Annotated in this window: 26 protein-coding genes and 1 pseudogene; 14 read left to right on the forward strand and 13 right to left on the reverse strand. The window is 70.8% G+C overall.

Features of this window, described 5'->3' with window-relative positions; genetic code table 11:
- Positions 1 to 161: 161 nt before the first annotated feature.
- Genes OG844_RS40225 through OG844_RS40235 form a run of 3 tightly spaced genes read right to left on the reverse strand, consistent with a single transcriptional unit; the run spans position 162 to position 2,346 of the window.
- Positions 162 to 971, reverse strand: coding sequence for a class I SAM-dependent methyltransferase (locus OG844_RS40225; RefSeq protein ID WP_406388454.1), 810 nt, complete (start codon positions 969 to 971; stop codon positions 162 to 164).
- Positions 968 to 1,645 carry a DUF2064 domain-containing protein gene (locus tag OG844_RS40230; protein WP_406388452.1) on the reverse strand — a complete coding sequence of 226 codons (678 nt, stop codon included), beginning with the start codon at positions 1,643 to 1,645 and terminating at the stop codon, positions 968 to 970. Before OG844_RS40230 ends, OG844_RS40225 begins: the two co-directional genes overlap by 4 nt.
- Complete coding sequence (locus OG844_RS40235) at positions 1,642 to 2,346, reverse strand: glycosyltransferase family 2 protein (protein ID WP_406388451.1); 705 nt, start codon at positions 2,344 to 2,346, stop codon at positions 1,642 to 1,644. The genes OG844_RS40230 and OG844_RS40235 overlap by 4 nt, the downstream gene beginning before the upstream one ends.
- Before the next feature lie 123 nt (positions 2,347 to 2,469).
- Here OG844_RS40235 and OG844_RS40240 point away from each other — a divergent pair, with 123 nt between their 5' ends.
- Positions 2,470 to 3,306, forward strand: a complete 837-nt coding sequence (locus OG844_RS40240) for a response regulator transcription factor (protein ID WP_406388449.1) — start codon at positions 2,470 to 2,472, stop codon at positions 3,304 to 3,306.
- The gene (locus OG844_RS40245) at positions 3,303 to 4,409 is read left to right on the forward strand and encodes a sensor histidine kinase (protein ID WP_406388448.1); all 1,107 of its coding nucleotides are present in this window, start codon (positions 3,303 to 3,305) and stop codon (positions 4,407 to 4,409) included. Before OG844_RS40240 ends, OG844_RS40245 begins: the two co-directional genes overlap by 4 nt.
- A gap of 3 nt (positions 4,410 to 4,412) precedes the next feature.
- Here OG844_RS40245 and OG844_RS40250 read toward each other — a convergent pair whose 3' ends face one another.
- On the reverse strand, positions 4,413 to 5,495 hold the full coding sequence (locus OG844_RS40250; protein WP_406388447.1) for an NAD-dependent epimerase/dehydratase family protein: 1,083 nt from the start codon (positions 5,493 to 5,495) through the stop codon (positions 4,413 to 4,415).
- A 234-nt stretch (positions 5,496 to 5,729) separates the two neighbouring features.
- On the opposite strand from OG844_RS40250, the gene OG844_RS40255 reads away from it, so the two are divergent.
- The 7 genes from OG844_RS40255 to OG844_RS40285 all read left to right on the forward strand — a co-directional run bounded on the left by OG844_RS40255 (position 5,730) and on the right by OG844_RS40285 (position 11,789).
- Positions 5,730 to 6,614: a HipA family kinase gene (locus OG844_RS40255; RefSeq protein WP_406388445.1), complete on the forward strand. Its 885-nt coding sequence runs from the start codon at positions 5,730 to 5,732 to the stop codon at positions 6,612 to 6,614.
- Positions 6,611 to 6,994, forward strand: a complete 384-nt coding sequence (locus OG844_RS40260; protein WP_356425990.1) for a DUF3037 domain-containing protein — start codon at positions 6,611 to 6,613, stop codon at positions 6,992 to 6,994. Before OG844_RS40255 ends, OG844_RS40260 begins: the two co-directional genes overlap by 4 nt.
- 202 nt (positions 6,995 to 7,196) lie before the next feature.
- Positions 7,197 to 7,958 (forward strand): 3-oxoacyl-ACP reductase FabG, encoded by a 762-nt coding sequence (fabG, locus tag OG844_RS40265; RefSeq protein ID WP_351168460.1) that lies wholly within the window; start codon positions 7,197 to 7,199, stop codon positions 7,956 to 7,958.
- Between the two features lie 22 nt (positions 7,959 to 7,980).
- Positions 7,981 to 8,736, forward strand: coding sequence for an SDR family oxidoreductase (locus tag OG844_RS40270; RefSeq protein ID WP_406388443.1), 756 nt, complete (start codon positions 7,981 to 7,983; stop codon positions 8,734 to 8,736).
- Between the two features lie 118 nt (positions 8,737 to 8,854).
- Positions 8,855 to 10,432, forward strand: a complete 1,578-nt coding sequence (locus OG844_RS40275; RefSeq protein WP_406388442.1) for an ABC transporter substrate-binding protein — start codon at positions 8,855 to 8,857, stop codon at positions 10,430 to 10,432.
- Positions 10,433 to 10,509: 77 nt separating this feature from the next.
- A complete protein-coding gene (locus OG844_RS40280; protein WP_406388440.1) occupies positions 10,510 to 11,229 on the forward strand; it encodes a uracil-DNA glycosylase in 720 nt (239 codons plus the stop codon).
- Between the two features lie 74 nt (positions 11,230 to 11,303).
- Entirely contained in the window at positions 11,304 to 11,789 is a 486-nt protein-coding gene (locus OG844_RS40285) for a hypothetical protein (RefSeq protein WP_406388438.1), read from the forward strand.
- Between the two features lie 51 nt (positions 11,790 to 11,840).
- Here OG844_RS40285 and OG844_RS40290 read toward each other — a convergent pair whose 3' ends face one another.
- From OG844_RS40290 to OG844_RS40300, 3 genes are all read right to left on the reverse strand, one after another.
- Positions 11,841 to 12,296: a hypothetical protein gene (locus OG844_RS40290; RefSeq protein ID WP_406388436.1), complete on the reverse strand. Its 456-nt coding sequence runs from the start codon at positions 12,294 to 12,296 to the stop codon at positions 11,841 to 11,843.
- Positions 12,297 to 12,434: 138 nt separating this feature from the next.
- A complete protein-coding gene (locus OG844_RS40295) occupies positions 12,435 to 12,947 on the reverse strand; it encodes a DinB family protein (RefSeq protein ID WP_406388435.1) in 513 nt (170 codons plus the stop codon).
- Positions 12,948 to 12,988: 41 nt separating this feature from the next.
- Complete coding sequence (locus tag OG844_RS40300; RefSeq protein WP_406388433.1) at positions 12,989 to 13,603, reverse strand: TetR/AcrR family transcriptional regulator; 615 nt, start codon at positions 13,601 to 13,603, stop codon at positions 12,989 to 12,991.
- A gap of 80 nt (positions 13,604 to 13,683) precedes the next feature.
- Here OG844_RS40300 and OG844_RS40305 point away from each other — a divergent pair, with 80 nt between their 5' ends.
- Positions 13,684 to 14,895, forward strand: coding sequence for an FAD-dependent monooxygenase (locus OG844_RS40305; RefSeq protein ID WP_406388432.1), 1,212 nt, complete (start codon positions 13,684 to 13,686; stop codon positions 14,893 to 14,895).
- Positions 14,896 to 14,927: 32 nt separating this feature from the next.
- Positions 14,928 to 15,833, forward strand: coding sequence for a Gfo/Idh/MocA family protein (locus tag OG844_RS40310; protein WP_406396012.1), 906 nt, complete (start codon positions 14,928 to 14,930; stop codon positions 15,831 to 15,833).
- On the opposite strand, the gene lnt is transcribed toward OG844_RS40310, so the two are convergent.
- The 3 genes and pseudogenes from lnt to OG844_RS40325 all read right to left on the reverse strand — a co-directional run bounded on the left by lnt (position 15,757) and on the right by OG844_RS40325 (position 19,028).
- Positions 15,757 to 17,400: an apolipoprotein N-acyltransferase gene (lnt, locus tag OG844_RS40315; RefSeq protein ID WP_406388431.1), complete on the reverse strand. Its 1,644-nt coding sequence runs from the start codon at positions 17,398 to 17,400 to the stop codon at positions 15,757 to 15,759. The two genes, OG844_RS40310 and lnt, sit on opposite strands and share 77 nt — an antisense overlap.
- A 136-nt stretch (positions 17,401 to 17,536) precedes the next feature.
- Positions 17,537 to 18,013: a nuclear transport factor 2 family protein gene (locus OG844_RS40320; RefSeq protein WP_406388430.1), complete on the reverse strand. Its 477-nt coding sequence runs from the start codon at positions 18,011 to 18,013 to the stop codon at positions 17,537 to 17,539.
- Between the two features lie 145 nt (positions 18,014 to 18,158).
- Positions 18,159 to 19,028: pseudogene (locus OG844_RS40325) on the reverse strand (aminoglycoside phosphotransferase family protein).
- Between the two features lie 195 nt (positions 19,029 to 19,223).
- On the opposite strand from OG844_RS40325, the gene OG844_RS40330 reads away from it, so the two are divergent.
- On the forward strand, positions 19,224 to 19,592 hold the full coding sequence (locus OG844_RS40330) for a VOC family protein (RefSeq protein WP_406388428.1): 369 nt from the start codon (positions 19,224 to 19,226) through the stop codon (positions 19,590 to 19,592).
- Positions 19,593 to 19,607: 15 nt separating this feature from the next.
- Here OG844_RS40330 and OG844_RS40335 read toward each other — a convergent pair whose 3' ends face one another.
- The gene (locus OG844_RS40335; protein WP_351168434.1) at positions 19,608 to 19,778 is read right to left on the reverse strand and encodes a hypothetical protein; all 171 of its coding nucleotides are present in this window, start codon (positions 19,776 to 19,778) and stop codon (positions 19,608 to 19,610) included.
- A gap of 314 nt (positions 19,779 to 20,092) precedes the next feature.
- On the opposite strand from OG844_RS40335, the gene OG844_RS40340 reads away from it, so the two are divergent.
- The gene (locus OG844_RS40340; RefSeq protein ID WP_406388427.1) at positions 20,093 to 20,518 is read left to right on the forward strand and encodes a hypothetical protein; all 426 of its coding nucleotides are present in this window, start codon (positions 20,093 to 20,095) and stop codon (positions 20,516 to 20,518) included.
- A 221-nt stretch (positions 20,519 to 20,739) separates the two neighbouring features.
- On the forward strand, positions 20,740 to 21,312 hold the full coding sequence (locus tag OG844_RS40345; protein ID WP_406388425.1) for a DUF5565 family protein: 573 nt from the start codon (positions 20,740 to 20,742) through the stop codon (positions 21,310 to 21,312).
- Positions 21,313 to 21,345: 33 nt separating this feature from the next.
- Here the strand turns inward: OG844_RS40345 and OG844_RS40350 are convergent, their stop codons facing one another.
- Positions 21,346 to 22,218 carry an undecaprenyl-diphosphate phosphatase gene (locus OG844_RS40350; protein WP_406388424.1) on the reverse strand — a complete coding sequence of 291 codons (873 nt, stop codon included), beginning with the start codon at positions 22,216 to 22,218 and terminating at the stop codon, positions 21,346 to 21,348.
- Between the two features lie 195 nt (positions 22,219 to 22,413).
- Positions 22,414 to 23,124 carry a TVP38/TMEM64 family protein gene (locus OG844_RS40355; protein WP_406388423.1) on the reverse strand — a complete coding sequence of 237 codons (711 nt, stop codon included), beginning with the start codon at positions 23,122 to 23,124 and terminating at the stop codon, positions 22,414 to 22,416.
- Between the last annotated feature and the right edge of the window lie 42 nt (positions 23,125 to 23,166).

A 23,166-nucleotide genomic window follows, 5' to 3' on the forward strand; every position in this document is an offset into this window, starting at 1 on the left:
CACGACCTGGTGCTGGTTCCGGTGTACGCAGGGGCGGACCTGCTGCTGCGCAGGTCCTTCCGCCCGCGTTCCGTCTCGGTGAACTTCGTCCGCGTGCCGGCGTTCATCTCCGGACTGCTGTTGCTCGTGTGGTTCCCGCTGATCACCCGGCAGGCGGAGCGCTACGAGCCGGCGAGCGGGCTGTCCCCCGATGTGTTCCTGGGGAACTGGCTGCTGATCACGGCAGCGCTGTTCCTCGTGTCGGGGCTGTGCCTGGTGGTCCGGACGGTCCGGCCGCGCCGCAGGGAGACGAAGGAGCGGCCGCCCGCGTCCCACTGATCGACGGAGTGCAGCCCATGGGGGAGGGCGTACCTCATCAGGGCGGGTGTGCCGAGCCGGGCCCACGGGAAGGGGGCGGTCCGTGCCGGTCCGGGGCCGGAGGAGCGTCCGTCGTCCAACTGAACCCGGACCCGTTCGTCGATGTCCTGCGGCGCGGTCTCGGCGATGAGGAGTCCACCGGGGGCGAGCAGGTCCGCCGTGCGGTGCAGAAGGTGCCGCGGATCGCCTCCGATGCCGATGTTGCCGTCGACGAGGAGAACCGTGCCCCAACGCCCCTCGCCGGGCAGCGGCTCGAAGACGGACCGGTGCAGGGCGGACGCTCCGAGCCGCAGGGTGCGGTCTACGGCGGCCTCGCTGACGTCGATGCCGAGGGCGCGGTGGCCGCGGGCCGCCAGCGCGGCGACCAGCCGCCCGGGCCCGCACCCGATGTCCAGTACGGGGCCCTCGCACCGCCGCAGCGCCGACAGGTCCGCGGCGTCCGCGTCGGCGCACCAGCGTTCGACGTCGAGGGGCAGCAGCCAGCCGTCCGTACGGCGGAGGAAGAGCGGCCCGTGTCCGTTGCGCAGGGCGTTGGAGTACGGGTCGGTGCTCCATGAGGTGACGTCCGGGCGCGACGGGATCACCACACCGCGGTCCGGTCCCGAGCGGCTCATCGGACCGCCGTCCCGGTCAGCCGGGCGAGCTCGGCGGCGAACCGCCCGTGCGGCGCGAGGGCCGCGACCGCCAGGGCATCTGCCGCCGTGTCCACGTCCCGCAGCAAGGGAAGATCGCGAACGGCCAGCCCGGCATCGACCAGCCTGCGCCGCTGCACGGCACCGGTCTCGGGTACGGACATCGGCACACCGCGCAGGAGTTCGGGATCCGGTTCAACCAGGCCCAGCGCCCAGAAGCCGCCGTCCTCGGCAGGGCCGAACCAGGCGTCGCAGCCGTCCCAGGCGCCGGGGCTCAGTACGGGGGCCAGATCGGCCGCAGAGACCTGCGGGGTGTCCATGCCGATCAGGAGTGTCGGCCCCGCGCACGCGCCGAACGCGGCGGCGAGCCGCTCGTCGAGACCTCCCGTGCTCTGTGCCACCACCTCGATGCCGGGCGGCAGCCACGGTCCGGGCGCCCCGTCCAGGACGACCGCCCGCCGCGCGGCCGGCAGGGCGCCGACGGTACGCAGGGTGTCACCCAGGGCGGCCTCGGCGAGCCGTGCGGCCTCGACGGGCGAGAAGGGAGGGGTGAGCCGGGTCTTGACCCGGCCGGGCAGCGGCTCCTTGGCGATGACCAGCAGGGTAGTCGACCCGGCCGGCCCCGAACGGGCGGCGCCGGGATCGGATGCCCTCATCGAGAGGCCCCCGCCCGGACCGGCGGCTCACTCAGCACGGCGCGCATGTCGCGCACCGCGTGCCAGGTGCCCAGCCAGGTGCCGGTGACCTTCGACTTTCCCGTCCGCGCGACGTACGGGACGTCCGTCTCGGTGACCCGCAGTCCCGCGTCGGCCGCGCGCACGACCATCTGCAGCGGGTAGCCGCTGCGCCGGTCGGTGAGATCGAGCGCCAGCAGATCGGTCCGGCGTGCGGCCCGCATCGGCCCCAGGTCGTGCAGCCGCAGTCCCGTGCGGCGGCGGAGCATGCGGGCCAGCGCCGCATTGCCGGCCCGCGCGTGCAGCGGCCAGGCGCCGCGCTCCTCGGGACGGCGGCGGCCGAGCAGGAGATCGCTCTCACCGTCGGCGACCCGGCGGACGAAGCCGGGCAGCAGCCCGGGATCCAGCGAACCGTCGCAGTCGCAGAAGCAGACGAACTCCGCGTCGGAGGCGAGGAGCCCTGCCTGACAGGCCGCGCCGAACCCGCGCCGGGGTTCGTGCACCACGGTCGCACCGAGGGACCGGGCCAGCTCCGCCGAGCCGTCGGTGGAGCCGTTGTCCACGACGATCGCCCGCCAGCCACGAGGGACCGAGGCCAGCACCGCGGGCAGTGCGGCAGCCTCGTCCAGACATGGCAGGACGATGTCGGCACGGAGGGCGGAAGTATCGGAAGGAAGGGTCACCCGGATCACCCTACGGAGAGGAAGCGGGCATTTCGGGTTCCAGATTCTTACGAAATGTGGACGTCGCCGGGCAGCGGCACACGGGCGTCCCCGGCTCCGCGCCCCGGATGCCAAGGTGGGGGCATGCAGACGACTCCGGACACTCCACAGTCCGTCCCCGCCGACGGGGTGCGTCCGGCGGAGGAGAAGCCCATGCCGGCGACCGGCACGAAACCGGGAGGGCGCGGCCGCGTACTCGTCGTGGACGACGACCCCACCGTCGCGGAAGTGGTCGCCGGATACCTGAGTGGCGCCGGATACGAGGTGGCCCGCGCGGCGAACGGCCCCGCCGCGCTCGAGCAGTACGCCGCCCGTCGCCCGGACCTGGCCGTCCTGGACCTGATGCTGCCCGGGATGGACGGCTTCGAGGTCTGCCGCCGCATGCGGGCGCACGGACCGGTGCCCGTCATCATGCTGACCGCACGCGGCGACGAGGACGACCGCATCCTCGGTCTGGAGACGGGCGCGGACGACTACGTGACCAAGCCCTTCAGCCCCCGCGAACTCGTCCTGCGCGTCGACTCCGTGCTCCGCCGCGTCAGGGCCGCCGCGACTTCCGGCGGCCGCTCCGCGCTGCTCGAAGGCGCGGGGCTCGTCCTCGACCCCGCGGCCAGAAGTGCGACCTGGGAGGGCCGTGCGCTGGCCCTCACGCTGCGGGAGTTCGACCTGCTCGCCTTCCTCCTGCGCCACCCGGGGCAGGTGTTCACCCGGGAGGAGCTGATGCGCGGGGTCTGGGGCTGGGACTTCGGGGACCTGTCGACAGTGACCGTCCACGTCCGCCGCCTGCGCGGGAAGGTCGAGGCCGATCCGGCCCGCCCGGAGCTGATCCGCACGGTCTGGGGTGTCGGCTACCGCCTGGACCTCCCGGGCAGGGCTGCCATCCACGCCTCCGCCGATTCCGCCTCCGGAACACCGTCATGACCGACATCCTCCTCATCGCGCTCCTCGCCTTCCTGGGCGCCGCCGCGGCCGGACTGCTCGGCGCACTCGTGCTGCGGCTGTCCCGGCGCCGTTCGCTGGTCGTCTCGCTGACCGTCGTGGCCGCCGTGGCCGTCACCGCGATGCTCGCCGGAACACTGGCCGTCGCCTGGGCCATGTTCCTGTCGCCGCACGACCTGACGGTGGTCACGACCGTCCTCGCCATGGCCGCCGTCGTCTCGCTCGTCACCGCGATGCTGCTGGGCCGCTGGGTGGCGGCGAGGAGCCGCGAACTGACCCTCGCCGCCCGCTCATTCGGCGACGGCGGCACCTTCGCGGCCCCCGAGGCCCCGGCCACTGCCGAACTCGCGGCTCTCACGAGGGAACTGGCCGCCACCAGTGCCAAGCTCGACAGTTCACGCGAGCGGGAGCGCGCCCTGGAGACCTCGCGGCGTGAGCTCGTTGCCTGGATCTCGCACGACCTGCGCACCCCGCTCGCCGGGCTGCGCGCCATGTCCGAGGCGTTGGAGGACGGCATGGCCGTCGATTCGGGACGCTATCTGCGGCAGATACGCACCGAGGTGGAGCGGATGAACGACATGGTCGGCGACCTCTTCGAACTCTCCCGCATCCATGCCGGCTCGCTCACCCTGAGCCCCACGCGGATCTCCGTCCACGACCTGGTGGGCGACGCGCTCGCCGGCGCGGACCCGCTGGCCCGCGAGCACGGCGTGCGGCTGGTCGGCGACCGGATCGAGGCGGTGCCCGTCGAGGTCGACGGCAAGGAGATGAACCGGGTCCTGGGCAACCTCCTGATCAACGCCATCCGCCGCACCCCCGCCGACGGCACCGTCGCCGTGGCCGCGCAGCGCACGGGCGGCGGGGTGGTCCTCTCGGTGACCGACGGCTGCGGCGGCATCCCGGAGGAGGACCTGCCCAGGGTCTTCGACACCGGCTGGCGCGGCAGCCACGCCCGTACGCCACCGGCCGGCGCGGGACTAGGTCTCGCCATCGTGCGGGGGATCGTCGAGGCACACGCCGGCCGGGCGGAGGTCCGCAACGTGACCGGCGGCTGCTGCTTCGAGGTGACCCTGCCCGTGGCGTGAGCCTCAGGCGGACAGACCCGCGGCCGCATCCCGCAGCGGCGCCCCGGCGAACTGCGCCATGCCCTCGGCGAACCCGACCTCCGGCTTCCAGCCCAGTTCGTCCCGCAGCCGTCGCGAGTCCGCCGTGACATGGCGTACGTCCCCGAGCCGGTACTCACCGGTGGTCACCGGCGCGGGGCCTCCGTGGGCCGAGGCCAGCACGGCAGCCATCTCACCGATGGTGTGCGGCTCACCGCTCCCGGTGTTGTACGCGGCGAAACTGCCCGGTCCGCGTCCCGCGACCGCCTCCAGCGCCACCGCGTTGGCGGCGGCCACGTCCCGCACATGGATGAAGTCCCGTCGCTGACCGCCGTCCTCGAAGACGCGGGGAGCCTCCCCCCGGGCGAGGGCCGAACGGAAGAAGGAGGCGACACCCGCGTACGGGGTGTCGCGCGGCATCCCCGGTCCGTACACGTTGTGGTAGCGCAACGACACCGCGCGTCCGCCCGTCGCGCGAGCCCAGGCTGCGGCGAGATGCTCCTGGGCGAGCTTGGTCGCCGCGTACACGTTGCGTGGGTCGGCGGGAGCGTCCTCCGCGACCAGCCCGGACTCCAACTCGGCACCGCAGTCGGGGCAGTGCGGTTCGAACCGGCCCGCCACCAGATCGGCCTCCGCCCGTGGGCCCGGCCGGACACCGCCATGACGGGGACAGGTGTAGCGGCCCTCCCCGTAGACCACCATCGACCCGGCGAGCACCAGACTCCGGACCCCCGCCGCGGCCATCGCGGCCAGCAGCACGGCTGTTCCCAGGTCGTTGCAACCGACGTACTCCGGGGCGTCGGCGAAGTCCTTCCCCAGGCCGACCATCGCCGCCTGGTGGCACACCACGTCGACTCCCCGCAATGCGCGGCCCACGGCCTCGCGGTCCCGTACGTCCGCCACGATCAGTCCGCCGTCACGGCCGTCGCCGCCGGGCGGTGCCGCGGTGCCGCCGTGCGCCGAGGGGAGCAGGGCGTCGAGCACCACCGCCTCGTGCCCGGCAGACACGAGCGTCCGCACGATCTCCGAACCGATGAACCCGGCGCCGCCGGTGACCAGTACACGCATACGCCCACGTTAGGACGCCCGGCGCGGAATCGTCCGCCGACGGACCGGCACGTCACGAAGCCGTAAGCGGTATACCCGGACGAGCTCCCCGGCTTCCCTCGAAGGCATGGAGGGCCCGGACCGGCCGAACGGGACGCGGCAGCGGATGCCGCAGGGCGTCCTGTGCGTCCTGTCCGCGGAGGCGGTGTGATCATCCATGGATCGCAAGGTGCCCGAGCCGTATAGCCTGGCGAAATGCTCACAGAAGTCACGGCGACCCGCTACGTCACGCCCCTGCGGGAGGGCGGATCGCTGCCCGGGATCGTCGAAGCCGACGACCTCGGCACGTACGTCATGAAGTTCACCGGCGCAGGGCAGGGGCGCAAGACCCTTGTCGCGGAGATCATCTGCGGGGAGCTCGGCAGGCGGCTGGGACTGCGGGTCCCCGAGCTGGTGACGATCCAGCTCGATCCCGTCATCGGGCTCGCCGAACCGGACCAGGAAGTGCAGGAGCTCCTCAAGGCGAGCGGCGGGCTGAACCTGGGGATGGACTATCTGCCCGGCTCGCTCGGTTTCGATCCCCTCGCCTACGAGGTGGACCCTGCGGAGGCCGGCCGGGTCGTCTGGTTCGACGCGCTGATCAACAATGTGGACCGGTCGTGGCGGAACCCCAACTTGCTGGTCTGGCACGGCGATCTCTGGCTCATCGACCACGGGGCCACGATGATCTGGCACCACAACTGGCCGGGAGCGCAGGCGTCGGCGGCGAAGCCGTACAACGCCTCCGACCACGTCCTCGCCCCGTTCGGGCCGGACGTCGCGGCCGCGGCCGCGGAGCTCGCCCCGCTCGTCACCGAGGAGTTGCTGACCGGGGTGGTCGCCGATGTGCCCGAGGAGTGGCTGGCGGGCGAACCCGGATTCGACTCGACGGACCAGCTGCGCCGGGCGTATGTGGCGCCGCTGCTGGCACGCGCCGGCAGTGTCCACGAACGGATCACGATGGAGGCGCCCACGAAGACACGGGCATCCCAGGCCCCGGGCTGGCTCACCGAGCGCCTCGCGCCGCGGCCGCGCCCCACCCGTGAGGACCGTGCGGAGCAGGCGGACGCCGGACAGAGCAGCAAGGACGGCGGCCGATGAGCGAGCGCACTGTTTTCGAGTACGCGCTGCTGCGCGTCGTCCCGCGGGTCGAGCGCGGCGAGTGCTTCAACGCGGGCGTGCTGGTGTACTGCCGGGCGAAGTCCTTCGTCGCGGCGCGCACGCATCTGGACGAGCGCAAGCTGAAGGCCCTCGATCCGCACGCCGACGTGGTGGGCGTCCAGGCCGCTCTGCGCGCGGTCGAGGGGGTCTGCTGCGGTGGTGACGCCGCAGGTCAGGCTGCCGGTGACGACGCGGGGCGGCGCTTTCGGTGGCTGATCGCACCACGCTCCACGGTGGTCCAGCCGGGGGCCGTCCACAGCGGTCTCACCACGGACCCGGAGGCCGAGGTCGAGCGGCTGCTCGACCTGCTGGTGCGCTGAGCCGGCGGTTGGCGGCGCCGCCTGCGGCAGGTCCGGCAGCGGCGCCTTCCGGTGTGACATGCGCCCCTGCCCCCGTGGGCCGTTGACACCGGGTGCCAGGGCTTCTAGCGTCTCGTCTGCTGAAGGTACTAAGCGGTTGCTCAGTTATCGGGAACTTCCTGACGTCCGCTGAGCCGCGATCCAAGGGCGAGGAGAACCAAGCATGTCCACCACCGAGCAGCGCGTCGCCATCGTGACGGGAGCGGCGCGGGGCATTGGCGCCGCCACCGCCGTACGCCTGGCGGCCGAGGGCCGCGCCGTCGCCGTACTCGACCTCGACGAGGCGGCCTGCAAGGACACGGTCGAGAAGATCACCGCCGCGGGGGGCACCGCCCTCGCCGTCGGCTGCGATGTGTCGGACAGCGCCCAGGTGGAAGCCGCCGTCGCGCGCGTCGCCGCCGAGCTCGGCGCCCCGACGATCCTCGTCAACAACGCGGGCGTACTCCGCGACAACCTGCTCTTCAAGATGAGCGAGGCCGACTGGGACCTCGTCATGAACGTACATCTCAAGGGTGCGTTCCTGATGGCGAAGGCCGTCCAGTCGCACATGGTGGAGGCCAAGTTCGGCCGCATCGTCTCGCTGTCCTCCTCCTCGGCCCTCGGAAACCGGGGTCAGGCCAACTACTCCGCCGTGAAGGCCGGTCTCCAGGGCTTCACGAAGACCCTCGCCAAGGAGCTCGGCAAGTTCGGCGTCACCGCCAACGCCGTCGCCCCCGGCTTCATCGTCACGGAGATGACCGCCCAGACGGCGGCCCGCGTCGGCATGGGCTTCGAGGAGTTCCAGGCCGCGGCAGCCACCCAGATCCCCGTGCAGCGCGTGGGGTGGCCCGAGGACATCGCCAACGCCATCGCCTTCTTCACCGGCGACGACGCGGGCTTCGTCTCCGGCCAGGTCATGTACGTCGCCGGCGGACCGCTCAACTGACCCCGGAAAGGTAACGGACATCATGACTGTGCAGGACAGTGGCAAGGTCGCACTCATCACGGGTGCGAGCCGCGGTATCGGCTACGGCGTCGCCGAGGCGCTCGTCGCCCGGGGCGACCGCGTCGTCATCACGGGCCGTGGCGAGGACGCACTCAAGGAGGCCGTCGAGAAGCTCGGCGCCGACCGGGCGATCGGGATCGCGGGCAAGGCGCACGACGAGGCACATCAGGCGGCAGCGGTCGAGCGCGCCATGGAGGCGTTCGGCCGGGTCGACTACCTGATCAACAACGCGGGTACGAACCCGGTCTTCGGCCCGATGGCCGAGCTCGACCTCAACGTCGCCCGCAAGGTGTACGAGACCAATGTGATCTCGGCGCTCGGCTTCGCCCAGCAGACCTGGAAGGCCTGGCAGAAGGACAACGGCGGGGCGATCGTGAACATCGCCTCCGTCGCCGGTGTCTCGGCGTCGCCCTTCATCGGTGCCTACGGGATGAGCAAGGCCGCCATGGTCAACCTGACCCTCCAGCTGGCGCACGAGTTCGCGCCGGTCGTCCGGGTCAACGCGATCGCTCCGGCCGTGATCAAGACCAAGTTCGCCGAGGCGCTCTACGAGGGCCGGGAGGCGGAGGCGGCAGCCGCCTACCCGCTCGGCAGGCTCGGAGTTCCGGAGGACATCGGAGGTGCCGCGGCCTTCCTCACCTCCGCGCAGTCCGACTGGATCACGGGGCAGACTCTCGTGGTCGACGGAGGTATTTTCCTGAATGCCGGCGTGGCCTGAGTACGGCCTGAGCCGGTTTGGCCCTGAATGAGTCAAGCGCCCCGCCGGGCCAGCGGATTGACCTGGCGGGGCGCTGCGGTATGGTCTGCCGACCCATGGCTGATCGAGGAGCGTTCACGTGTTCTACCGGGCCAGTCTGCAGGCTGCTGCAGCCCTTGCATCTCTTTCTCTGCTGGCCGGCTGCGGTTTGCTGTCCGACAGCAGTTCGGAAACCGACCAGCAGATAGCCGTCGGGACGACGAGTTCGCCCTCGACGCTCGATCCGGCAGCGGCCTGGGACGGCTCCTGGGAGCTGATGAGGAACGTCTTCCAGACCCTGGTGAGCTTCCCCACCGGCACGATGAGCCCCGAGCCCGACGCGGCGGAGGACTGCCAGTTCACCGATTCCACGAGCATGGCCTACCGGTGCAAGCTCCGTCAGGGCCTGAAGTTCTCCAACGGCGAGGCGATCAACGCCGAGGCCGTCAAGTACTCCATCGACCGGATCGTGAAGATCAAGGTCAAGGGCGGCCCGGCCGGTCTGCTCGGCTCCCTCGACCGTGTGGAGACCAAGGGTGACGACACGGTCATCTTCCACCTCAGCAAGGCGGACGCGACCTTCCCGTTCATCCTCGCGACCCCGGCGATGTCGCTCGTCGCACCCAGTGAGTACCCCGCGGACAAGATCCGTGACGACGGCAAGGTCACCGGCTCCGGTCCGTACGTCCTGGAGTCGTACGAGCCCGGGAACAAGGCCGAGCTGACCAAGAACCCCAACTACAAGGGCTTCGCCAACCGCAAGAACACCGCCGTCACCATCCGCTACTTCAAGGACTCCGCCCCCATGGTGGATGCCCTGAAGAAGAAGGAGATCGATGCCACCTACCGCGGTCTGACCGCCGAGGAGGTCGTCGGCCTCGAGGACAACAAGAAGGACAACGCCGGTCTGCAGATCGTCGAGACCGTCGGCGCCGACATCCGCTTCCTGGTCTTCAACCCCAAGGACCCGGCCGCAGGCAAGCCCGCGGTCCGGCGGGCCATCGCGCAGCTGGTGAACCGTGACGCCCTGGTCGCCAAGGTCTACCAGGGCACCGCGGAGCCGCTGTACTCCATGGTCCCCAAGGGCATCGCCGGCCATACCACGAGCTTCTTCGACGCCTTCGGCGACGCGAACAAGACCAAGGCCCAGGCCATCCTCGCCGAGGCGGGGATCAACGAGCCGGTCAAGATGACGTTCTGGTTCACCACGGACCGCTACGGCTCCTCCACCGCCCCCGAGTTCGCCGAGATCAAGCGCCAGCTCGAGGACTCGGGGCTGTTCAAGATCACCCTGAAGAGCGCGCCGTGGAAGACCTTCCAGGAAGGCTTCACCAAGGGCGAGTACCCGGTCTTCGGCCGTGGCTGGTTCCCCGACTTCCCGGACCCGGACAACTTCATCGCCCCCTTCGTCGGCAAGGACAGCGTCACCGGGACGCCCTACCTGACCGCGGAGATCGATGAGCAGCTGGCGTCGTCCCGCCAGGAGAGCGATCGCGGAGCCGTTTCCACGCAGTTCAAGAAGGCCCAGGAAGTCCTCGTCGAGGACGTCCGGCTGCTGCCGCTGTGGCAGGGCAAGCTGTACGTGGCGGCCGGTGAGGACATCGGCGGCGGCGAACGAGCCCTGGACCCGCAGACGGTCATGCAGATGTGGGAGCTCTACCGCAAGGCCAGCTGGTAGGGCTCGGGGCGGTCGTTGTCAGTGGCCCCCGGTAGGTTCTGTGGTCAAGAACCGATTGTGTACCGGAGGTTGTGGACGTGACCGACACCGACCTGCTGCCCGAATCCTGGCGCGGCGTCCTCGACGAAGAGCTGCAGAAGCCGTACTTCAAGGAGCTCACGGAATTCGTCGAGGAGGAGCGGGCCAGGGGGCCGGTGTATCCGCCGCGCGAACAGGTCTTCGCCGCCCTGGACGCCACCCCGTACGACCGGGTCAAGGTGCTCATCCTCGGCCAGGACCCGTACCACGGTGAGGGGCAGGGGCACGGGCTCTGCTTCTCGGTGCTGCCCGGCGTCAGGACGCCCCCTTCGCTCCGCAACATCTACAAGGAGATGAACGACGAGCTCGGCCTGCCGGTCCCGGACAACGGATACCTGATGCCGTGGGCCGAGCAGGGCGTCCTCCTGCTCAACGCGGTGCTGACGGTGCGCGGCGGCGAGGCGAATTCGCACAAGGCCAAGGGCTGGGAGAAGGTCACGGACGCGGTGATCCGCGCCGTCGCCGAGCGGCCCGACCCGGCGGTGTTCGTCCTCTGGGGCAACTACGCGCAGAAGAAGCTCCCGCTGATCGACCAGGAGCGCCACGTGGTGGTGAAGGGCGCGCACCCCTCGCCGCTGTCCGCGAAGAAGTGGTTCGGCTCCCGCCCCTTCACCCAGATCAACGAGGCGATCGCCGCCCAGGGCCACGAGGCCATCGACTGGCGCATCCCGGACCTGGGACGAGGGGCGACCCGACCGGCGGTTCCGGTCCGCGCCTGAGCGGGTTTCCCGGCGGCTGCGGCTAGCGTTCGACCGACCGGAACGGGCTGGACGGCGTACCCAGGGAGACCGCGGTGGCGGAGCAGCAGGAGGCGTCGAAGGACGCCGTCATGACCAGGATCGGCCAGGCGATCATGCTGCTGCACGGAGGGGACAGGGAAGAGGCCCGCAATCGCTTCGGGGCCATCTGGTCGGAGATCGGCGAGGAGGGCGACGCCCTCCACCGCTGCACCCTCGCGCACTACATGGCCGACACCCAGGACGATCCCGGCGATGAGCTCGCATGGGACCTGCGGGCGCTGACGGCCGCGGAAGGGCTGAGCGGCGGGCCGGTCGCGGAACACCGGGACGCGACCGCGGTCCGGGCCTTCTTCCCCTCCCTGCACCTCAATCTCGCGGCGGACTACCTGAAGCTGCAGCGCCCCGAGTCCGCCCGGATCCATCTGGACCGGGCGTGGGACGCCGCCGGTGTGCTCGGCGACGACGGGTACGGCGGGGGCGTCCGCGCCGCCATCGGACGGCTGGAGCAGAGGATGCGGGGCAGCGCCGCCGGGCAGTGAGGTGGGCCCGCCCGTGACCTGGCGGGCCCACCCCGTACGGGCTTTCGCGGCTCAGCGGCCGTATGTCTCGTCGCAGATCAGGGACTGAGGGCTGCCTGCGGGCCAGCGCCCGTACCCGCGCCCGAGCCTGCAGACGTCGTTCCCGGTGACGGCGGAGCCCGGCACGGCGGGGAGCGCCGCGGGCGGCACGGCGGACAGCCGGTGAGGTGTCCGCCCCCTCGGGGTGTCGGCCGGTTCGTACTGCCGTGGGGCCCGTGGCGTGGTCCTCCGGGCCGGGGAGGGTGCTCCCGGGGCCACGGCCCGTACGGACGTCACGGGGTCCGGCAGGGCCTCGAGGGAGTCCCGGACCGGCGGCTGCACGATCTGCGGGGCCACGTCCTGGACGGGTCTGCCGGCTCCGGAACGTGGCGCGACGGTTCTCTTGGAGGGTTCCACCGACACGCAGCCGGAGACAGCTGTGACAGTAATCCCCACCAGCAGCGTTGCTGTGATTCTGATTCGATGCACCTGGGTAACTCTGCTCGGTCGTTTCGCCCGGTGACAGCCGGTGAGCGAGGATTGGTCCGCACGAGTGACCCGGTCAGCGGCGTGCCCCCGAACCGGGTGCGGAGCGTCAGGAGGGGCGTGGGGTGAGGGCCCGCAGGATCACTCCCCGGTCGTGCCGTCGATCCGTTCCCGTACGAGGTCCGCGTGACCGTTGTGCCGGGCGTACTCCTCGATCATGTGCGTGTAGATCCAGCGGAGGCTGAAGGGCTTGCCCTGGCTGCTCAGGCCGACCGAGAGTCCGTCGAGTTCGAACTTCGCCGAATTCAGCCGTGCCGCCTCGATCTCCGCCAGCCAGGTCGCATGCGCCTCGTCCCAGGTGTCCGCCTCGGTGAGGTGGAACTCCCCGTCCGGGTCCTCGTCGCTGCCGTAGAGGGGCGGTACGTCCTCACCGACCAGCACCTCGCGGAACCAGCCGCGCTCGACCTCGGCCAGATGTCGCACGAGTCCGAGCAGTGTGAACTCCGAGGGGGGCACGGACGCCTCCCGCAACTGGGCGTCGGTGAGGCCCGCGCACTTCATGACCAGCGTCTGGCGGTGGTAGTCCAGCCATCCCTCGAGCATCTGGCGCTCGGCGGCGTCGAAGGCGGGTTCGGAACGTTCGTCTGTCGTCATGCCGATCATCCTCACTCAATGATCATGAGCATGGCCAGCGGTTAGAGGTTCTGGGCGGCCTGGACGCCGAGCATCCCGCGCAACAGTTCGGCGCACCCGGTACGCAGTTCGTCCTCGGTCGGAACGGATCGGTGGTACGAGCCCGCGGCGCAGGCGAACATCATCCCTTCCGCCCAGGCCACGAGGGACAGCGCGTGGCGCTCCGGTTCGGCGGATCCGGCTGCGGTCATCAGGGCGACCAGGGGCTCGCGGAACTGCCGGCCCGCGGCATCGTAGAACGCCCGCAGTTCGGGGCGCCTGGTGGCCTCCAGGGCGAGTTCGTAACGGCAGACCAGAAGTTCCGGATGGCCGGTCAGACAGCGGTGCAGCGCGCGGGCCAGTGCGGCGGCAGCGGAGCCTGGGGCGCCGTCCGCCGGAAGTTCTCCGGGAGCGAGCACCTGTGCCTCGCGTTCCGCGAGCCGGCGAACGGCGGCTTCCAGCAGCGCCTGTCGGGTGCGTGCGTGGTTCGACGTCGACCCCTGGGGGAGTCCGGCCCGCTCGTCCACCGCGCGATGGGTGAGACCCCGCATTCCGCGCTCCGCGAGAAGGGTGAGCGCGGTGTCGGCGATCACGCGCGCGCGGGAGGTGCCGGGTGTCCCCGTGGTGCTTGTGGGCATGGGGTCAATCTACCGTCGCCACTACGGCTGTAGTACGGTGGATCTCGCACTACAGGTGTAGTTCCGAGGAGGGCTCAGTCATGACGACACCCCATGCGGTGATCATCGGCAGCGGAATCGGCGGACTCACCGCCGCCACGGCGCTGCACCGGTGCGGCTGGCACGTCACCGTCCTGGAGCGTGCGCCCTCGGTGGAGCCGGTCGGCGCCGGCATCAGCCTCTCTCCCAACGCGCAGCGCGCCCTGGACGTCATCGGCCTCGGCGACACGATCAGGTCCCTCGCCGCCTGGCAGGGCGACGGCGGGATGCGCAATCCGTCCGGCCGCTGGCTCGCCCGAATGAACAGCGCGGCCGCGGCGGAGAGGTTCGGCGGCCCTCTGGTCCTGCTGCACCGCTCCGTCCTGATCGACCTGCTCCGCGCCGGGATCCCCGACACCGCCCTGCACACCGGCACACCGGCCCAGCTCGTCGGCGCCGGCAGCGCGGGCGGCCGCCGGGCCGTCGTGAGGACACCCTCCGGGGACATCGAGGCCGACCTCGTGGTCGGGGCCGACGGCATCGGCTCGTCCGTACGCTCCACGCTCTTCCCGCATCACCCGGGTCCCACCTACAGCGGGTTCACCACCTGGCGTGTCATCGCCCCCGCGCCCGGCAGCCCGATCGGCTCGCAGGAGACCTGGGGCCGGGGCGCCCTGTGGGGCAGCCATCCGCTGAAGGACGGCCGGATCTACGCCTACGCGGCGGCCAGTGCCCCGGCCGGGGCGGTCGCACCCGACGACGAGAAGGCGGAACTCCTGCGCAGGTTCGGCGACTGGCACGCCCCGGTTCCCGGGATCATCGACGCCGTCACGCCCGAGGGGGTTCTGCGGCACGACGTGTACCACCTGACCGACCCGCTGCCCTCCTTCCACCGGGGGCGAACGGTGCTCGTGGGTGACGCCGCGCACGCCATGGCACCCACGCTGGGCCAGGGCGGCAACCAGGCCATCGAGGACGCCATCGTGCTCGCCCACCACCTCACCCCGGACGCCGACCTGGCGGAGGGGACAGCCGCCTACAGCGCGGTCAGACTGCCCCGTACGACGGCGATCGTCCGCAAGTCCGCACAGGTCTCCCGGCTGATGCAGCTGTCCAGCGGGCCGGCCGCCGCACTCCGGAACGGGCTGATGTCCACCGCCTCCCGCCTCGGCCCGGGACTCGTCCTGCGGACCTTCGACGGGATCGCCGACTGGCGGCCGCCCCGGCGCACGTATGCTGCCGGAACCAAGGACGGACATATGACGCGGCCGTGACACGGGCGTGCGCGGACGACAGGGAGACACTGGTGAAGGTCGGCTGCATCGGGCTCGGCGACATCGCGCAGAAGGCGTATCTGCCGGTTCTGACTGCCCTGCCCGGGGTCGAGCTGCATCTGCAGACCCGTACACCGGCCACCCTGGCGGCCGTCGGGGAGACCCATCGGATCCCCGCCCGGCAGCTCCACGCAGACCTCGACTCGCTCCTGGCCCAGGGACTGGACGCCGCCTTCGTGCACGCACCGACCCCCGTGCACCCGGAGATCACCGGCAGGCTGCTCGAAGCGGGTGTGCCCACCTACGTCGACAAGCCACTCGCCCATGAACTCGCCGACTCCGAGCGGCTGGTGGCCCTGGCCGAGGAGCGGGGCGTGAGCCTCGCCGTCGGGTTCAACCGCCGCCTCGCCCCGTCCTACGCGCAGTGCGTCGAGCACCCGCGCGAGCTGATCCTGCTGCAGAAGAACCGGGTCGGGTTGCCCGAGGACCCGCGCAGCATGGTGCTCGACGACTTCATCCACGTCGTCGACACGCTGCGCTTCCTGGTGCCCGGTCCGGTCACCGGTACCGTCGTGCGGGCGCGCATCATCGACGGCCTCATGCACCATGTGGTTCTTCAGCTGTCGGGAGACGGCTTCACCGCCATCGGCATGATGAACCGGCTCAACGGATCGACCGAGGAGATCCTCGAGGTCTCCGGCCAGGACACCAAGCGCCAGGTCCTCAACCTCGCCGACGTCGTCGACCACAAGGGCCAGCCCACCGTCCGGCGGCGCGGTGACTGGGTACCCGTCGCACGCCAGCGCGGCATCGAGCAGAGCGTGCTGTCCTTCCTGGACGGAATCAGGGCCGGAAAGGTGCTCAGCGCCCAGGACGCCCTGGAGACCCACCGTCTGTGCGAGCGCGTGGTCCGGGACGCGCTGGAGCAGGCGTCCTGAGGGATCGCACCCCCGCCACGGCGAAGAAGGCGGTCAGCACGGCCAGTGCCCCGTACACCGGCCACGCACCGAGGCGCGCATAGAGCGTCGTGCCCCGGGCGCGCGGTACGTCGAACACGGCGGCCTCACTCGCGTCCGTACCGATCCACGTTCCCACCCGTTCGCCCTGCGGCCCGTACACGGCGCTGACGCCCGTGAGGGTGGCGTGCACCATCGGGCGCCCGCTCTCGGCCGCCCGCAGCGCCCCGAGCGACGCATGCTGCTCCGGGGCCCAGCTGTGCTGGAACGTCGAAGTGGACGACTGGGCGATCAACACCTGGGCGCCGTCCTTGGCGAGCCGTCTGCTCATGTCGGGAAACGCGGACTCGAAGCACACCAGCGGCCCGAGCCGCAGCCCGTCCTCGCCCGGCAGGCGCATCACCACCGGGCGGCTGCCGCGCATGCGGTCCTCACCCGCGGCCTTGCCCACCGAGGTCGCCCAGCCCAGCACCGCACGGGCCGGGACGTACTCACCGAACGGCACCAGCCGCATCTTGTCGTAGCGGTCCCCGGTCGGCCCGTCCGGACCCACCAGCACCGCCGACTTGAAGATCCCGGCGCGGTCCGTGTCGTCCGTCCGCCTGGCATCCATGTTCACCAGCACGTCGGCCCCGACCAGCCGCGAGAGCGCCGCGATCCGAGCCGCCGTCCCGGGGCTGCGCGAAAGATCGACACCCACACTGCTCTCGCCCCACACCACCAGGTCGACATCCCGGCCGGCGAGACCACGGGTCAGCGCCTCACTGCGCGCGAACCGGCGCTCGATGCTGCCGGGGCCGTCGACAACACCCGGCTGCACGACGGCGATCCGGGCCGTTCCCGTGCTCTCCGGCCGAGGTGCCCATACCCACAGCGCGCCGACGAACAACGTCCACGCCACCAGGGACGCGGCCGCGGCAGTGCGGGCCCCAGGTACGGCGATCAGCAGAGCGACCGCCGTGTTCACCGCCAGGACGAGCAGGCTGACCAGCCACACACCGCCCACCGACGCGGTCCGCAGGGCGGGCGCGAACTCCCACTGGCTGGCGCCCAGCAGCCCCCAGGGGCCGCCGAGCCCCTCCCAGGAGCGGACGAGTTCGATCATCAGCCAGCCGGAGGGCACCACGGCGACAGCCGCGACCGAGCGCGGTACGGATGGTGATCCGCGGAGCAGTCCGGCCACCAGCAGGCCCCAGGGGGCCCACAACAGGCCGAGCAGCGCCGCGAGCACCACGATGAACACGTGCAGGCTCGGAACCAGCCAGTGATGGACGGCGAGCATGAAACCCATGCCGCCGAGCCATCCGTCGAAGGCCGCCCGCCGCCCGGTGTCCGCCGACCGGATCAGGAGCAGCCACGGCACCAGTGCGACGTAGGCGAACCACCAGGCCGAAGGTTCGGGAAACGCCAGGGCGGGCAGTGCGCCCGCGAGCAGGGCGGCGGCGGCGCGCCACCCGGGTGAGCGCAGCAGGTGCACGCCAGGCAGGAACCCGGTGGCCGGGCCGTCCGCAACCCGGCCAGCCGGAACCCGCCCGCCCCGCAACGGCATACCGTGTCCTCCCTGCCGGTCCGCCCACGTGATCCCAGTGTGGGGCAGAAGATCGGCAGCGCACAGTGGGCGTGCCGTCCGACACGGCGCCGCCGGGCCCTGGGACCAGCCGGTGACGCCGGTGCCGGACGGGGGGTCAGCCGGTGGGGGAGCCGGGCGCGCACCGCCACATCTCATGCGCCTCGACGGTACGGATGCGCCAGCCCGGCTCCGTACGCAGCAGATCGAAGGCGAACCTGCCGCCGGAGACGAAGGCGGGTGCCGTCCCGTGTTTCCCGGGTTCGGCTTCCGGGCCCATCGGGTTCAGATAGTCCGCCCGCACCCGTGCCCGGTCACCGGAGTAGCCGCCAAGATCCTGGAGATCGAGCCGCCGGTTGACGATCAGGTGCTGGCGGACGGGGGAGGCACGCAGGGTCCGGGCGAGCCATTGTGCGACCTCGGCTGCCGTGCCCTCGATCCCTCCGGCACCGCGGTAGTCGGCGCGCCCGTCCTCGGTGAACAACGCGATGTAGTCGTCCCAGGTGCCGTCGTCCACCGCGACCGCGTAGTCAGTGATCAATGCATCGATGGAGAGCCGGTCCATCACCGTCGCGAGAGCCACGCGCTGTGTCATCGCGCAAGTCTCCGCCTGTGGGAGCGGCAGGCCAAGGGTCCGGCCCCAGACGTGGCCGGACCGTGCCAGGCGGGCGACGATCCCGGAGCTCCACGTGCGGGTCGGGTGCGGAGGTGTACCGGGCGGCTGACGGACGCGGCTCACTTCACAGCGCGCCGAACCACATGTCCGCGAGCGAGTCCAGCGTGCCGTCTGCGGGAGCCGGCAGTTCCCGGAGGTACCAGGGGAGGTCGCTGTGCACGTGCAGCAGCGTGTACGCCAGGAGTTCCGACGGTTCGAAGGTCCGGCCGTACGCCTTCAGCACCCGTCCCATCAACTGCGGGTCCCCGCGCGTCACGAAGAGTCCGACGGCCACGAAGTCGTAGGCAGGGTCGCCGATCATGGCAGGCTCGAAATCGAACAGCCCGGTGAGCCTGCGGCCGCCCGCGTCCACGAGCAGGTGCTCGCGCATGAACTCCGTGTGCAGAAGGGCGGGTCGAGGGGCGGGCGGAGGTCGCATCCGGTCCAGGAAGCCGGGGATCTGTTCCGACCAGGCTTCCCCCAGCCCTCGCTTCTGCTGCCGCACGACCGCGTCCGCACGCTGCCCGGCCACGAACGCACTCCAGTCGCCGGGGCCGAGCACGTCCGCGAGCGGCTCGGTGTCGAGTGCGTGCAGGCCGGCGAGCGTCTCGCCGGCCTCGCTCACGATCCGCTCGTGGTCCGCCCGCGGCATGCGGTCCCAGGCGCCGGCGAGGCCTTCACCGGGCAGCCGGGACATCAGGACGTACTGCTACTGCCGGCCGTTCTCGTACGCTCCGAAGCTGCGCACCTCGGGCGTGGGGACGGGGAGCCGCCGTTGCACATGGGTCAGCACCCGTCCTTCGGCGATGCCGTCCTCGGCAGCCGCCCCCGGGAACAGTTTGAGCACTTGTTCGTCCCCGACCGCGTACACCGGCTGGGAGCCTTCCGGGAAGCGGGTGAGGGGGGCTCCGGCGAGCCCGAGCCGTGCACAGAGATCCTCCGCGCCGGGACGCATCACGGCCTCGTCCGGTACGACCGCGTCCCACTCCTCGTCCGTATTCACTTCAGGCAGCACGCGCCGCACCGTATGGAGGGGGAGAACAGATGGCAACGCGGTTTCCCGGCGGCGGGGCGGCACGGCGGAATGCCACGGGCCGCGGCCGGCCGTAGCGTGGACGGAAAGTCTCCGAGCGGACGGCAGGTACCCGTAATGGCCGGTGAGGTCTCCTTCTTCGAACTGGGTGCGGGCGACCCCGGGCAGGCGCGGACGTTCTACGGCGGGCTGTTCGGCTGGACCTTCGAGCCCGGCCCCGCCGACGGCGGCGGGTTCGCGATCGGTACGCCCAATGTCCCCGGCGGGCTGCACGGCGGGGACGCGGGCGCGAGCCCGTACCTGTTCTTCGCCGTCGACGACATGGCGTCCGCGGTGGCACGCGTCCGCGAACTCGGCGGGCAGGTCGACGACATCGACCTGGGAAGCGACGAAGGGTCGGTCGCCCGGTTCGGCCGCTTCCAGCTCTGCCACGACGACCAGGGTGCCCCCTTCGGGCTGCACCAGCCGCCGGAGCGAAGCTCCTGACGCCCGCACCGACGGTCAGGCCGCCTCGACGCCGCCCTGCACCGAGGCCCCCCACTCGACCAGCAGCCGTTCGTACTCCCGGCGGGACTCCGGGGACACCAGGCCGCCGTCGACGAGCGCGCGGATCTCCGCGTTCAGCTCGGTGAGTGAGCGGACAGGCGTCGGCTCGGAGGGCGGGGTGGGCATGTGCAGATTGTACGGGCGGTCGAGGTTCTACGGCGGCGACGGGTTACCGGTCTCCGCTGACCTGGGCGTCGTGGTGTCGCCGACTCCTGCCGTGGCCGACGGGACGACACCGGCCGAAGCGCGCCGAACCCCTGGCACGGGCTGCAACTGGTCATCACTCGGCGGGCCGTGAGCGGCCACCGTGATCGGCACTGCCTCGGCGTGATGAACAAGAAGGCGGCCTGTCAGGGCAGATAGTGACCTATGCATACGAAAAGCTGTCAACAATCTGAAATAGGGAGACGTATCGGCAGAGGGTACGGATGATGAATCGGATGAGAGCCACAGTCGGTACCGTCCTCATCACCCTCGCCGCCACCGTCGCTCTGAGCGGTTGCGCCGACGACGTCAGCAGCGAGAACGGTGGAAGCAACACGGGCGGCGACGGGGTCCGAGGCGGGAGCAACGCCGCCGCGGTCGCCTACAAGATCACCGAACGGGAAGAGGTGGGCGCCGTCAGGAACGTCCTCGTCCAAGTCGACAGCGACGACCGGCTCCCTGCCGTCTTCGACGCCGTGAAGGCCGAACTCACCGAAGAGGCCGTGTACGTCGTCGGCATCGAATGCACGACCGGCGGGGACGAGTACGACCGGCGCCTCGCCAACGGGCGCTACGTCGTCGGGGCAGCCGGATCGGCAGAAGCAGGACTCCCGGCCGGTACCACCGAGTACCAGGCCGCAGGCGGCAAGTGCCCGGCCTGATGCCGCACCGCACAGTGAAGCCCCAGGCCCGATGGTCCGGGGCTTCCTTCGGCTCGATGGAAGGACACGAAGAGCCGGAGCACTTCTGTGTGAGCCTGACCGAGCCGTCGGAGATGGGGTCCTGCGCGGCCGGTGCGGGGCGCGGTGGGAGTGCCAAAACGACTGGCGGCCTCCGGGGAGCGCGCCGGAGACTGTCGTGGTCATCGACACAGGAGGAGCGCATGAGGAAGATCCCGACCCTGTTCGTCCGCGACTTCGACGCCCGCCCCGCTCTTGTGCTGCCCGAGGTGACTCCGGGCTGCGCATGGGTGATAGCCGGTGAGGGGGAGGCGACCCGGAAGTACGACGGCACGTGCGTCATGCTCGATCAGTCCGGAGAGTGGTGGGCGCGCCGCGAGGTGAAGCGTGGGAGGACGCCGCCACCGGGCTACGTCCTGATTTCAACCGACGATGAGACGGGCAGGACCGTCGGTTGGGAACCTGTCGCGCAGTCCAGCTTCGCGAAGATCCACGCCGAAGCCGTCGGGAGCCGCGAGATCGAGAAGCCGGGCACCTACGAGCTCCTGGGCCCGAAGGTCAACGGGAACCCGGAGAACTACGCCGACCACGTCCTCGTACCCCACGGATGGTCCGTTCTGTCCATCCGGCAGGACTTCGCTACTGCACCCCGTGACTACGACGGCCTACGCACCTGGCTGCACGCCCGCCCCTACGAGGGCATCGTCTGGCACCACCCCGACGGGCGCATGGTGAAGATCAAAGGCAGGGACTTCCCCCGCCAGGAGCAGCCCTGACGGGTCTTGCCGACTTCTTCCGCAGGGCCGGTCTCAGCCCGCGGATTCACCGGCGTGGGGGCTCAGGACACCCGCGCCGATCAGGATGAACAGGAGGATGCCCAGAAGCACGCGGTAGATGACGAACGGCATGAAGCTCTTGGTCGTGATGAACTTCATGAACCATGCGATGACCGCGTAGCCGACCACGAACGCGATGATCGTCGCGAAGATCGTCGGCCCCCAGGAGACATGTCCCTCGCCCGCGTCCTTGAGCTCGAACGCGCCCGAGGCCAGCACCGCAGGAATGGCGAGAAGGAAGGAGTAGCGGGCCGCTGCCTCACGGGTGTAGCCCATGAGCAGCCCACCGCTGATCGTGGCACCCGAGCGGGAGACGCCCGGGATCAGGGCCATTGCCTGGCAGAAACCGAAGATCAGGCCGTCCCTGACGCCCAGTTCCTTCAGCGACTTGCGCTCCTTGATCGCCCGGTGCTTGCCGCCGGTCTCGTCACGGGCCGCGAGGCGGTCCGCGATGCCGAGGACGATGCCCATGACGATCAGCGTCGTCGCGATCAGACGGAGGTCGCGGAAGGGGCCCTCGATCTGGTCCTTGAAGGTCACGCCCAGCACGCCGATGGGAATCGAACCGATGATCACCAGCCAGCCCATCTGGGCGTCGTGGTCGCCTCGCATCGAGGAGTTGGTCAGTGACCGGAACCAGGCCGAGACGATCCGGGCGATGTCCTTGCGGAAGTAGATGAGGACCGCAGCCTCGGTGCCGATCTGCGTGATGGCGGTGAACGCCGCACCCGGGTCGTGCCAGCCGGCGAACGCGGCGGTCAGCCGCAGGTGTGCGCTGGAGGAGATCGGCAGGAACTCGGTCAGTCCCTGAACGAGGCCCAGGACGAATGATTCGAACCAGCTCATGGGGCTTTGGCCATCCCGGAGGTGATCATGCAACGTCCGACGGAGACTCAAGCCGTCGACAGCGTGCGGAAGCGGTCAAAAGGGAAAAAGAGGGCATGGTGTTGCGCCCCGGAGATCGTCTTTCGGTCGCGCGCAGCGTATCGCCTGTACGTGAACGGACTCCCGGCTGCCCCCGCTACGCCGCCCGTGCACCGCTCAGGAACCGCCCAGCCGGTGACGCTTGCGCCAGGCGAGCAGGGCCGCACCCGCCCCCGACAGCACGATGAAGCCCATGGCCGCCAGGAAGGCGGGCGAGGTCGGCGAGGATGCCTCGCTGCCCGCGATGACGTACGCCGCCGTATTGGGGATCGAACCGATCCCGGTGGCCAGCAGGAACGGCGGGTACCCCATCCGGGAGGTCGCCGCACAGTAGTTGGCGGCGGCGAACGGCACTCCGGGGAAGAGCCGCAGCGCCAGCATGGAGCGGAAACCGTGCCGGCTCAGCAGTCCGTCCGCGGCCTTCATCCACCGTCCGCGCAGGAGCGTCCGGAGGGCGTCCTGTCCCAGTACCCGACCGAGCATGAAGGAGACACCCGCGCCGAGCACGGTACCCGCCAGAGCCGCCGCCAGGCCTGTCTGTGCGCCGAAGAGCGCACCGGCGGCGAGGTTGAGAAGCGGACGCGGTACGAACGCCACGGTGCACACGCCGTACGCGGCGCCGAACAGCATGGCCGCGGCCGAACCGGTCAGCTGGGGTGGCCAGCCGGAGGCGAGCAGCCGCTGTGGTTCGAACAGCAGCATCGAGGTGGCGGCAGCCAGCAGTACGGCCACGAGCAGGGAGAACCGGGACCAGGGTGAGAGCAGCACCCTCGTACAACGCACTGCGAGACCGCCGGCGGGCCGGGCGGCGGGGACGGGGTCGAACATTTGGGGAGACTAACCGAGACGGGTGTGTGATCGCCGTAATGT

The organism is Streptomyces sp. NBC_00887, assembly GCF_045207585.1.